Origin of the sequence: Streptomyces sp. NPDC020362 (assembly GCF_040642095.1) — a bacterium.
GTDB lineage: Bacteria > Actinomycetota > Actinomycetes > Streptomycetales > Streptomycetaceae > Streptomyces.
This window is the reverse complement of sequence record NZ_JBFAET010000270.1, coordinates 1-9,673: the sequence shown is the minus strand read 5'-3', so window position 1 is coordinate 9,673 and position 9,673 is coordinate 1. Positions and strand designations below refer to the sequence as shown.

The 9,673-nt window shown below is 66.3% G+C and carries 7 protein-coding genes; 3 read left to right on the top strand and 4 right to left on the bottom strand.

The annotated features are described in order from the left end of the window. The 3 genes from AB0H32_RS43790 to AB0H32_RS43780 form a co-directional block, all read right to left on the bottom strand. Positions 1-578, bottom strand: a 578-nt coding sequence (locus tag AB0H32_RS43790) for a winged helix-turn-helix domain-containing protein (RefSeq protein ID WP_361133824.1), incomplete at its 3' end; no start/stop codon positions are given. Between the two features lie 960 nt (positions 579-1,538). Beyond that, the gene (locus AB0H32_RS43785) at positions 1,539-1,913 is read right to left on the bottom strand and encodes a hypothetical protein (protein WP_361133822.1); all 375 of its coding nucleotides are present in this window, start codon (positions 1,911-1,913) and stop codon (positions 1,539-1,541) included. A gap of 89 nt (positions 1,914-2,002) precedes the next feature. Continuing rightward, positions 2,003-2,665 (bottom strand): hypothetical protein, encoded by a 663-nt coding sequence (locus AB0H32_RS43780; protein ID WP_361133820.1) that lies wholly within the window; start codon positions 2,663-2,665, stop codon positions 2,003-2,005. A gap of 143 nt (positions 2,666-2,808) precedes the next feature. On the opposite strand from AB0H32_RS43780, the gene AB0H32_RS43775 reads away from it, so the two are divergent. Then, complete coding sequence (locus AB0H32_RS43775; protein ID WP_361133817.1) at positions 2,809-3,048, top strand: hypothetical protein; 240 nt, start codon at positions 2,809-2,811, stop codon at positions 3,046-3,048. A 334-nt stretch (positions 3,049-3,382) separates the two neighbouring features. Then, positions 3,383-6,178, top strand: a complete 2,796-nt coding sequence (locus tag AB0H32_RS43770; protein WP_361133814.1) for an AAA family ATPase — start codon at positions 3,383-3,385, stop codon at positions 6,176-6,178. Between the two features lie 70 nt (positions 6,179-6,248). Here the strand turns inward: AB0H32_RS43770 and AB0H32_RS43765 are convergent, their stop codons facing one another. Further along, complete coding sequence (locus AB0H32_RS43765) at positions 6,249-7,169, bottom strand: phosphotransferase (RefSeq protein ID WP_361133811.1); 921 nt, start codon at positions 7,167-7,169, stop codon at positions 6,249-6,251. Between the two features lie 318 nt (positions 7,170-7,487). Here AB0H32_RS43765 and AB0H32_RS43760 point away from each other — a divergent pair. Then, a partial coding sequence (locus AB0H32_RS43760; RefSeq protein ID WP_361133808.1) for an acyltransferase domain-containing protein occupies positions 7,488-9,673 on the top strand: 2,186 nt, incomplete at its 3' end.

Below are 9,673 nucleotides of genomic sequence, written 5' to 3'. Positions count from 1 at the left end.
GGGTGCTGGGCGGCGGCCTGCCTGAGCGTGACCAGCACCCGCGCACCGAGACCAGGTCCCGCCTCCAGCGCCTGATCCGCCGCCTCCTTGACGGCGGCCAGATACTCGCCGTCCACGGCGACGAATACCGGATGGGACCTGACCTCGGGGGCGATTCCGGACGCCGTGGGCCCTCGCCACAGGGCCAGGGCCTCGATCAGCAACTCCGTGGCCTCGGCCGTCCTCCCCTGCCCCGCCGCCTGCTGACGCAGGTCCCGAAAGCGCAGCAGGTCGAGGCAGTCGGGGCCGGCCTCCAGGCGGTAGCCGCCCGAGCCGCGCACCAGCCACCGCGAGACGCCCCTCGCCGGCAAGCCCGGTTCGAGCAGGCGACGCAGCATCCCGATGTGCCGCTGTACCACATTGACGGCGCTGTCCGGCGGGTCCTGCCCCCACAGAGCATCGACGATGTCGTGTACGGCGACCGGATGCCCCGCCCGGGTCAGGAGCAGAGCAAGGAGCGCTCGCTGCTTGGGCGGCCCGAGCTCGAGCTCCGTGTCACCGCGCCATGCTCTAACCGGCCCCAGCACGGCGAAACGCATACGCACAAAACACTCCGTACCGACAGGCTCAGCGATGCTTCCTGCGTGTCACACGAGAGCGGGGCCCGGATTGTTCACCCTTGCCGCGCGGGAGCGCACGGTCGCCTGCCGGGCACGGCAGGGCCCCAAAGAGAGTCGCGTTCGCCTGGTTTGCTCACGGAATCCCGTGGAGGGTGAGGGCGGCTGGGGGTGGGTGTGCGCTCGTCGACCGCTGGCGATGTCGGCTCAGCCGGAGCGGTGAAGGGGTGGCGCGGGCGAGGTCGCACAGGACACTCACGACGGCGGGGGTGCGGTGGCGGCGGATCTGGCTGGCGTCTTCGGCGAAGGTGACGTCTCTGGTCCAGTGGACGGTGTTCTCGATGATCCAGTGGCCGCGTGCCCAGGCAGCGATCTCAGCGGGAGATGCCTGGTGGGCCGCGAGGTTGGTGACGGCGTAGACGGTCTCGGTCTGCTACTTCGACGTGCCGATTGTGCGGCGTCTGCGGTGGATGCGAACAACCTGGCGGGTGTGGGGGAACAGCAGACCGTCCACGCCTGTCGCCAGCTGACCTCTAATCCTACGGCGGTCGTCGATCAACCAGCGCAACGCTCGTACTGAGTCCAGACCCCCCCATGCCCGTGGTCAAGTCGGGCGAACGGGACTCCCCCCGGGGCCCTGCGGGGCGAGTACATCTCCCACTGCTCGTTGACGGCGGTCAGCAGGATCGCAACCCCTGCCGCCACGGCACATACTTCGCGAGAAGCGAAGGGAATCGTTCCGGAGCGGCTGGACAATTGCTTCGTCTGCCTACGGCGCTTTGTGAGCATGGCGGACACGCGCCGATGTGCGTCCGCCGTGTGCGGGCCAACCAGCCCGCCAGCGCGGTAACGCCGGTGGCCCGCCGCCAGTGCTCGTACCTCCCGAGACTCCCGGTCCACAGCCGGTCGTCGGCGCCCTGGACAGCGGTGACGCATGTGCTTCTAGTCATCCCAGGACTCCAGTTCCGAAGGGGAAGTGACGCGGCGATCCCGCGCCGGAGATCGCCGTAGCCCGGCACAGCCCCGGTCTAGGGGGGAGGCCGCCAGGTTGGCGGCGGCGAGTTCGCTCAGGTACTCCAGCAGTTCCATCAACGCCGGGCCGCGTCGCCCGTCCGGGGTATGGAAGTCGAGTAGCGACTGGGATCGGCTCTGAAAGAACTCATGGCGCTCGTACGGGATTCCGATGAGTTCGCAGATCACCAGCGTGGACATCGGCAGAACAAGCGCCTTTATCAGGTCCGCGGGCTGTTGGCCGGCCAGCAGTGCGCCGACGCGTTTATCGACAAGGCGCTGCACATACGGGCGCAGCCGCTGCACACGCCGGGGCGTGAACTCACCTATAACGGCCTTGCGGGCGGCGGTGTGCTCGGGCGGGTCCACCCACCGCGGCGGCCGCGGTCCGCCCGTTACTGTGACGCCCTCTCACCGGTCGGGCCGATCGCGAACCACTTTCCGTCGAGGCCCTGGCCGTTGAGGTCGCCCGGCCCGCTATCGCCCGAGAAGCGGTAGACGGGCCACCCGCCGACGGTGACCTGAACCTGGCCGTCCGGTCGGCGGATGGCTCCGACCTGCTTCGGGTTCACGCCCGCCAGGTACACGTTGCCGCCTTCCTGGATGGTCACGGGCGGCCACTTCGCCGCGCACGCGCCGGTGCAGTTCGACTGTGACGGGGCGGCGATGTCGCCGTCGAAGCGGTACAGGGCCGCCTGGTTGATGTTGATGAGATGCGCCGCGGGCAGCGGGGCCGAGGTCACCGCGGACAACTGCACCCACTTGGGCGGCGCTTCCTGCACCGCCGCTCCGACCACGGTGCCGCCGTTGCCGCTGAGTCCGGCTTCCTTCGCGGTGGAGTCGACCACCTGCAGCGCCGAGTTGCTCCTGGCCGGAGCCGACGCGGAGGCCGAAGTGGCCGGGGTGGCCGGGGTGGCCGGGGTCGAACTGTCGCCTATGGAGATCGTCTTGCCGCAGGCCGACAGGCTCGCCACACCACACAGGGCGAGAAGGGAGGCGACAACGGCACGGCGCGCGGCACCGCCGTGGAACAGCGGCCGGGTGAACAGCGAGGTCATGCCTACAACACGAGACAGGTACCGAGAAGGGTTCAACGCCGGAGCGGGAACGGTGGAGACGTCCGTGGCGGTGAACGTTTTCCGCCGTCGACGTCGTGTTCCCGAAGAGGCGAATCCTCACCTCACAGGAACGGAGGCCCCAAGTGGCGTCAGACGTCAACATCCCCGGGAGTGAACTCAAGGAGGCCCAGGACATGCTGGGCTTCGCGCACGACTTCATCGACATCGGACACCACACGTTCGACTTCGATGCCGCGTTCGGGCGCGAGCTCTCCCACGGCTCTGCACAGCACTTCGAGAACAAATGGGAGGACGGCAAGCACCAGCTCCACAAGCAGGTGCAGGGCGTTGCCGAGAACTTTCTCATGGTCCCTGGAACATGACAGAGTAGACCGTTGCCCCCAACGTCTTTTTACTTGCATTAAGAGTCATTGGTACTGCCATTTGGATCAACAAACTGGGCATCATACTCTGGAGCTTCGCACGCCCATGCGAACGATACCCAAGGCATTCGGGCGAGGCCACCCGTCCCAGCGGGCACCGGGGTGCCATCCGGCCACAAACCTTGCGGAAATCCGGGTTGCACGCATCTCACTTGGCTTGCCCTCCACGCAGACTGGGGTGCTCTCTTGACCGCCCGCAGTCCGACCGGCACATCTCCCGGTCGCCTTTGCACGTTCGTCTGCGAATGTTACTTGCGAGAGGACCTCCCCCACCGTGACTGCAGCCGTCAGCGCGAACCTTCCTCCACACGCACTTGTCTCTGAGTTCGAAGGGTGGCCAGAAGACAGTGGCCTTCTGCTTATCGAAGGGCCGCATTACACAGGCAAGACGACCCTTCTCACCGAAATCAGTAAAAAGGCTTCCGCTTCCGGGGCACTGGTCCTGTGGGCAACCGGCTGGCCAGGCGAACACCGGTCCTCATGCAGTGTCCTGAAACAGCTCCATCGGCAAGCGGACGAAGCAGATGCGATGAGTCCGCATCCGGCCGGGACTGCCATGACGCAGCTTACCGAGGTACCCAGCCCCTGGCCCGGCGCAAGCGCCCATCACCGTGCGTACCGTCGCCTTCTCGCGATGGCCTCGCAACGTCCCCTCCTCATAGCAGTCGACGACATAAACCACGCCGACCGGGCTTCACAGGACGTCTTGCGCTTCCTGGCTCGGCGGTTAAAGGGAACGCGCATCAGGCTTGTCATGACCCACCGGACGGGTCAGGCCGTCTCCTACTGTGACGGCTTCGTCACGGACATGCTCCGGTTGCCGTACACCAGAGTGGTCCGACTGCGCCCGCTGTCGCTCGAGGAGGTCACCGGTCACATCAGGCGGGTGACCGCTGTGCTCGACGACCGCCAGACGGACACGCCCACCAGCGAGATCGCCGAAAAGGTGTACGCGATCACAGGTGGCAACATCATTCTGGTGCTGCTTCTGGCAACGAAGCACCTTGACGCGGTCGGAGGGGGCCGGCAGGCACCGGTCGTTGACGCGGACTTCCACGACAGTGTCCGTGTCCAGGTGAAGGGCGTGGAACTGCCCGGGTTCACTCACGGCGCGCGGGCAGCCGCCGTCCTCGGCCGGCACTGTTCGCCATACAGGTTGAGTCGACTGCTAGATGGGGACCCGTTTCAAGCCGACCAGGTCCTGCGAACTTTGCAGGATCTCGGCATGATGGACGGCGGTCAGCTCCGGCACCACCCGGGGCAGGCGCTCATCGACGACCCGGCGTTCATCGGGCGCACCTACCTGCACCTCGACGCGGCACGCGTCCTGTTCGACGACGGCGTCTCCGTGGAGCACGTCGCGGCCCATCTGACAGCGGCGGGAAGGCTCCGCGCGCCGTGGGATCTGCCGCTGGTGATGGAACTCGTCGGCCGCACCTTGGAGGCAGGCAATCACGATGTGGCCAGAGCCCTGCTGAGGATCGCACAGGCCTCCGCCACCTCGACGGGCGGGCGCTCGGCCGTCGACATGCTCCTCCTGCGTACCGAATGGCTGACAAACCCTCCGCTGGCAGCCTCCTTGTTACCCCCGCTGGTCGCCGCCGCCCGTGGCGGCGCCCTGGGTGTGTCGGACATGGCTTTTCTCACCAGGGCACTGACGCTGCACGGATTCTCGGACCGGGCCGGCGAGTTGATGGCCATGATCCGGGATGTACCGCCGCAGGCGGACGCCTGGGCAGAGGTGCTCCTCGCGAGGGTCTTGTACTGCGTCTGGCACGGTGTGTCGCGGCAGCAAGCACAGTTGGCCCCCCAGAGTACGGACGAGTCCTATGACTTCGGGTTGAGCAACCGCGTGCCGTGGCTGCTCACGGCCCTGCACAAGGTTCCCGAGTTCCTCAAACAGGGCGACACGGCAGGGGCAGCCTTTGTGGCGGAGCAGATACTCGAAGGCATCCGGGTGAAGTCGTCGGGTCCGGAACCCTTCCTCGTAGTCTGCATGATTCTGCAGGTGACGAACTCACTGCCCGTGGCTCAGGAATGGTGTGTCAAGTTCTCCCATGCTCTGGACGACTACCCGTCGCCGGTATGGAGAGCCGCACTGTCCTTTGTCCAGGCCAGGATCTCGTTCCAGTTCGGCGATCTGGGTAGTGCACACCGGCTGCTGGGTGAGGCGCTCGCTCACAAGAGCTGGCCGGAATGGGGTGGGCACACCGCGTTCCTCGCGGCACTCCAGGTGGAGATACTCACGGAGATGGGGAGGCACGAGGAAGCTGCAGAAGTACTCGACCTTCCGGTTCCCCAATCGTCCCTGCGAGGATTCGGCGGACTGTTCTACTCACGCGCCCGTGGGCGGCACTACATGGCCGTGGGCCGCCTGCACGCCGCCGTGGCCGAGTTCGAGAACTGCCGGTACACGTACTCGTGCCAGGACTCCAGATTCCTCCTCACCGCGCCCTGGCGGTGTGATCTTGCCGAGGCGTACCTGCGCATCGGAAAGGTGGACGAAGCCCGGGAAATCCTGCTCGAGTACGACGGCCTGCTCCTCGGAGAGGAAACGGCAGTGCGCGGAAAGACGCTGCGCCTACTCGCGAAGATCAGCGAGCCCGACCAGAGGATTCCGCTCCTGAAGAATTCGGCGGACGTGCTGGAGTGCTCCAATAGCTGGCTGGAATTGGCTTACACTTTGGCCGAACTGGCCTCCGCCTACCGGGAGGCTGCGCAACTGAGTCTCGCTCGGACGGCAATGAAACGAGCCCAGCGCTTGGCACAGCAGTGCAAGGCGGCCATGCTCCAGGAACTCATCACCATGGACGCCACCGCCGACAGCGCTCAAAGGGAGGGTGCGGAGCATCACGAGGAGTTCGCCGCCCTCAGCTCAGCCGAGCGGCGTGTTGCCTTCCTGGCGATTCAGGGGCACTCGAACCGGGAGATCTCCAAGAGGCTGTTCATCACCTCCAGCACGGTGGAACAGCACCTGACGCGCATCTACCGGAAGCTGCACGTGCGGCACCGTGAGGATCTCGAGGACAGGTTCTCATGGACGCTAGCGGGTGCGGGCGGCCATACATAGCGCCTCGGCGGGCCCGCACAAAGACCGAGCGTTCTGTGCGGGCCCGCTTCGAAGCCTGCCGGCCTTGCGATCAGGGCATGTAAAAATCCTTGGGCAAGGCTTCGGCCGCGAGAATGTTCTCCCGGGAACGCTCGATCAAGCTGGCATTGGTGTGCTCGGCGATCTGCCCGAGGTCAACCCCGTAGTACTGCCGTCGCGCATAGACCCACGCCTCCAGAGCGGCCCTTATCTTGAGCATGGTGGGCAGATAGATCAGTTCATCCGCCGACGCGGGAGACGTCTCCAGATAGCCGGAGACAAAAGGTTCCGCGTCTATTCCCTCCTCAATGAAACTCAGTGTCGCGGCAAGATCGAACACATGAGGAGCATGCATCACCTCACCCCAGTCCAGGAGTCCCACCCGGTCACCGTCGAAGCGGAACTCGGTCAGCCGCGGATCGCAATGTATTTTACCGTCCGACAGATTTTCCGGTACCGCGTCAAACCCTTCGCGGATCGCTTGCTGAATCCACTCGAGTCCGTCCAGGAATGGCTGCTCCACGAGCGCCCAGTCCATCTGTTCCCACACCATCGTCTGCGGCAGCGGGGGAACGTCACGCAGAGCGACGTGGATGCGGCCAAGGGTTCGACCCGCCTGAGCCAGCTCTACTGGATTCTCCGGGTCAGTGGGGCGACCGGCGACGTATTCGAGCAGCGCCCAGCACCAGTCGCCGTGTTCGACGACGATCTTGCCATTACGCGTCCGGCGGGGAGCACCAGAAGGAATACCGGACCATTCAGATATTTCTGCGGCATGCAGACCGGATTCGAACTTTGTCCCCTGCTCCTTGGGTACGGCTTTCAGGACCGCGCGTTCGCTGTTCCTCTCCAGCAGCCAGGTATGCGAATTATAGCCTATCTTCCAGGTGTCCTCTGGCCAGGGTACGACGGCGAACTCCGGCCCACCCCAAAGGTGCAGGGGAAGCCGGTCGACAGCAGGAGCTTCCGGCAAGGGGTCAAATATTGGCATTGCTTTCCCAACCGTTGATTTCTTCGATTATTTCCGGGTCGGCCATGAAGGCACGAGCGTGAAAATCGGCCCAGGTGACTCTCCATGCCCGTGCAGCGCCTCACTGTAATGCGGGCGGACCCGACGCGGGTAGGCGATCGGCTGGAAGGATTATTTTAACGGTCCCGAGGTTGCCCTCTAGGGGTGATTAGGGGGGGCGATACCAGGAAGTCATTTGATTGACTCTCCAACGATCTCGCTCAATAACAGAGGGAGAATCCGCGTCGGCGGGCCTCCGGCCCCACAGGGAGTTGCTGTTTCGTGGCACAGGGCACTGATCAGATCGTCGTCGTCGGAATCGCACACGGCCAGGAGTCCGATCCAGCCCTGTCTGTCGTCTGGAGGGCTGTCGAGGACTCCGGAGTGGTGCCATCGGCCTCCCGTCAGGTGGTGGTGTTCGCCGATGCGGACGCGGAAGACCAGTTGGCCGAGGACCCGGTTCCTGGCTTGCAGATACGCTCATCGAAGGCCGACGGTCCGTTCAACAGCGCCGAGGACTGCCTGCGCGACGAAAGCCCGGCGATCGTGGTCTCGTACGACAGGGCCGACGCTGTCGCTGTCGCCCTGGCCTGGGGAACGCCCTCAGTCGATAACTACGGTCCGGTTCCCGTGGACGCTCGGGAACGGTCGGCGCGACTTCGAGCGCTCTCGCCGCGCTTCCGTGACGGCGCGTCGGGCCCCGACTCCCCTGTCCCGGCGCCGCTGCTGCTGTCCGGCCGCAGCGCAGCCGCCCTGAGGTCTCGCGCCGGTGAGCTGGCGGAGCATCTGCTGCGCCATCCCGAACTCTCCCTGCGCGACACCGCGTTCACCCTGACCACCGCCCGCACGATCTGGCCGCACCGCCATCTGGTCACCGCGCGGGACAGGGGCACGGCCATCGACGCGCTGCGGGCCCTGGCCGCCGGAACGTCGGGTGACAGCGTGGTGCACGCCGGGTCCGGACCGGACTCTGCCGTCTTCGTCTTTCCTGGCCAGGGCGCTCAGTGGCTCGGCATGGGTGGCGAACTGGCTGCGGCAGCACCGGTCTTCCGGGAGAAGCTGACCGAGTGCGCACGCGCGCTGCGGCCCTTCACCGGATTCGACGTCACGGAGGCACTGTCGGGTGCGGTTCCGCTGGATCGTGTGGAAGTGATCCAGCCCGCCCTGTTCGCCGTCATGGTCTCGCTGGCGGAACTGTGGCGGTCGAACGGCATCACGCCGGCCGCCGTGGTGGGACACAGTTTCGGCGAGATCGCGGCAGTGACCGCTGCCGGAGGCCTGTCCCTCACGGACGGTGCCCGGCTGGTCGCCGCGGTCAGCAGGGCGTTGGCGCGCCTTCAGGGGCACGGCGAGATGGTTGCCGTGTCCCTGCCCGCCGCGCGAACAGCCGAACTGATCGCCGAATGGGGTCTTGACCTGCACGTCGCGGTCATGAACGGCCCGCACGCAACGGTCGTGGCGGGCTCCGGCGATGCCGCCACCACGCTGCTGGAGCGGTTGCAAGCCCAGGGCGTGCGTGCCCGACTGCTGCCCATCAACATCGCCGGGCACTCGCCGTACATGGAACCCGTCCATGAGTACCTGGTGTCTGAAGCCGCCGTGGTCCGACCTCGTGCCACGGAAATCCCGGTCTACACATCCACCACGCCCCATGCCCTCGACACCGGGAACCTGGACGCCGAGCACTGGTTCGCCAGTCTGCGGGAACCCGCCCGCTTCCAGGACGTCATCGAGGCGCTGCTGCGCGACGGCCACCGTGTGTTCGTGGAAATGAGTCCGCATCCGGTACTGACGCTTTCCATCGAGGAGACCGCCGCGCACATCGGTGAGAACGTGGTCGTCCTGGAGACGATGCGCCGTGACGACGCCGGACTCGGCCGCCATCTGAATGCGTTGGCGACGGCCCATCTGCAGGGTGTGGCCCCCGACTGGAACACCGCCCTGCCCGGCGCCCGTCGCGTCACACTCCCCCCTTACCCGCTCACCTCGGTCACGGCGGACGACGGGGACGACGCGGTGGGCATGGACGGACCGCGCGAGCGGCTGCTGAGGTGCGGCCCGGCGGAGCGCGTCACCGAGGCCGTACGTCTGGTGACGGACGCCGTCGCCGCGGAACTGGGACCGTCCACGACGGTCACTGGCGCCGACGAGGCGTTTCGGTCTCTGGGCGTGGACTCCGCGGGAGCCCTGCGGATCCGCAACCGGCTGTGCGAGGTCACAGGTCTGCGGCTGCCCCCGACGGTACTCTTCGACCACCCCACCCCGCGGGCGGTGGCGGACGAACTGATCCGCGTGTTGCTCGGCAACGCCGCTGAACCCGCCCGCGCCACCATGGTTCCGGCCGATCCGCAGGAGCCGATCGCGATTGTCGGCATGGGCTGCCGCTACCCGGGCGGGGTGGCCTCACCCGAGGACCTGTGGCGGCTGGTCGCCGACGGAGTGGACGCCATCACCGAGTTCCCCGGCAA

Coding starts and splice junctions, on each gene's coding strand:
- AB0H32_RS43780 (WP_361133820.1), bottom strand. CDS start 2,665: ATGACCTCGCTGTTCACCCGGCCGCTGTTCCACGGCGGTGCCGCGCGC.